This window comes from Chitiniphilus shinanonensis DSM 23277, from assembly GCF_000374805.1.
Taxonomy (GTDB): Bacteria; Pseudomonadota; Gammaproteobacteria; order Burkholderiales; family Chitinibacteraceae; genus Chitiniphilus; species Chitiniphilus shinanonensis.
The window spans coordinates 1-2,533 of record NZ_KB895373.1 but is presented as its reverse complement, the minus strand read 5'-3'; the positions used below and the strand labels follow the sequence as shown (position 1 = coordinate 2,533).

At 62.8% G+C, this 2,533-nt stretch carries 1 protein-coding gene; it reads left to right on the top strand.

Annotation, left to right across the window (positions count from 1 at the left end; genetic code table 11):
* Positions 1-2,533 (top strand): RHS repeat domain-containing protein (locus tag C556_RS0118615; protein WP_026263214.1); only part of this gene is annotated, 2,533 nt, incomplete at both ends.

The following is a 2,533-nucleotide window of genomic DNA, read 5'->3' as shown; positions in this document are numbered from 1 at the left end:
ACCCGGTCGGTCTACAGCAAGGACGGGCGCCTGCGCTTCAGCATCGACGCCGCCGGCTACGTCACCGAAAACAAGTACGACGCCAACGGCCGCATCGTCCAAAGCACCCGCTACGCCAATGCCGTGTCCCTGGCCGGTTCCCCCACCGAGGCCCAGGTCCGCGCCGCGCTTGTCCCCGTCGCCGCCGATCAGCAGCTCTGGCAGGTCTACGATGCCGGCGGCAACCTGCGCTTCAGCATCAACGACGCCGGCTACGTCAAGGAAAACCGCTACGACGCCCTCGGCCAGGTCACGGCCAACATCGAGTACGCCATACCGGTCGCCGTCAGTGCCACCGCCAGCGAAGCCGCCATGGTCGCCGCCCTGGCCGCCCAGCAGAGCGATTCCAACCGCCGCATCACCGGCTACGTCTACGACAACGTCGGCCGCACGCTCAGCCAGACCGACGCCCTCGGCCAGACCCAGAAATGGACTTACGACGCCCTCGGCAACAAAACCAGCTGGACCAATGCCGCCAATCTCCAGTGGACCTACGCCTACGATGCCGCCGGCCGACTGGTGCTGGAAAAAACCCCCGCGCTCGCCTACTCCCGCCTCGCTGAAACCCCTGCCAGCCCCCTCACCACCCTCGAACTGGGCGGCGTCATCCAGACCCGTTACACCTACGATGCCCTCGGCAATGTGCTGAGCAAGATCGAAGCCGACGGCCTGCCCGAAACCCGTACCACCGAATATCGCTACGATGCCCTGGGACGGCAGACTCAGACCATCCACCCCCAGGTGGAAGTGTGGAATAACCTCGGCCAGTTGGTCAGCGCCAGCAAACCCACCGAAACCGTGGTCTACGACGCCCTGGGTCGGGTGGTGATCAAGGTCGACACCGCCGGCAAGGCCAGCCAGGTGGTCTACAACCCGGCCGGGCAGGTCGCCTATGAGATCGATGCCAACGGCTATGTGACCAGCTATGGCTACGATGCCTTCGGCAATCGCACCCGGGTCACCCGGCATGCCAACTACTATCGGGCTCCCTCCGCCTCCGTGCCGGAAACCCTGGCTCAGCTCAATACCGCGTTCAGTACCGGCGGCAACAAGCTCAATGCCGAAGACGATCGCACCATCACCTATGGCTATGACCAGCTGAATCGGCAGGTGATGCAGAGCGACCCCACCACCGGGTATGTGAATGGGGCCAATGGGGTGTCCTATTTAGGGTACAAACGTACCCTGCAGGCCTACGATGCCTTCGGGCATGTGGTGGATAAAAAAGTACTGGGTATGGTGCTGAACAATGGCACCGAGTATTGTTTGAACGGCTTAGTAAGTGTTTTTTACTACGATGGCCTCGGCCGACAAATCGCCCGCATCGACCGTGGGGTTTACGATAGCAATAACTACCTGACCGAAATGCAATACGATGCGGCCGGCAATCTGATCCGTCGCATCGAATATGCCAATATTGCAACCAATGTCACTCAAAGCGGCTACACCAAGGGGGCCGCCGCTTTAGCCAGTGCAGGCGCAGTCAGCAGTGCCGGCTTCGACCGCGAAGTGTCCTATACCTACGACCTCCTCGGCCGTAAAACCTCCGAGACCCAATACCGCGTCCAGGGTTATACCCCCAACGGCAACGCCGTCAATGCCACCCTCACCGACCTCACCACCACCTACCGCTACGATGCCCTCGGCAACCTGATCTACACCCAGGACGGCCTCGGCAACCAAAGCTACGCCTGGTACGACGCACTCGGCCGCACCCAGGCCGTGCTCGACGTCGCCCGCGTCGTCGATGGCGGCGCCATCCAGCGACCCCTCACCATCTTCTTCCGCGACGTCTACGGCAACGTCGTCAAACAACAACGCTACGCCAGCGGCGGCACCGTCGCCGCCAACGGCACCCTGGTCATCCCGCCCGTCAACGCCGAATCCGCCAACGATCAGATCGAATACACCCAATACGACGCCCACGGCCGTGCCATCCGGCAGGTCAATGCCGTCGGCGACAACCAGTATTCCCGCTACGATGCCGCCGGGCGCGTCGCCTACGAATGGATTACCGCCAACGGCCTCAATCCCACCGGCTCCCGCCAGCAGGTCCGCGGCTATGAATACGATGCCACCGGCCGACAGACCGCCACCCTGCAACAGACCTATACCTACAATACCGGCTCCGGCACCGGCCTCAATACCACCCAACTGATCCAGTACGCCGGCTACAACGCCTTCGGCGAAATCGTCAGCAAGGGCGACAGCTACTTCGGCAATGGCTGGGAAGTCTTCCACTACAACCGCGCCGGCCAGCTCATCGCCGACTATCAAGGCGGCGTCGCCCACGCCTACCGCTACGACGCCTTCGGCAACCTCACCCTGCAGATCGAGAGCGATTCGCGCAACCTGCTCGATGCCACCTTCCTCTCCTACCGCAATACCCCCAGCCTGGACATGACCGGTGCCGTCGCCACCCGCATGGCCTATGACCCGCTCGGTCGTAACATCCAGACCTGGCAGGCCAGCCGGACCCTCGGCGACACCAGCG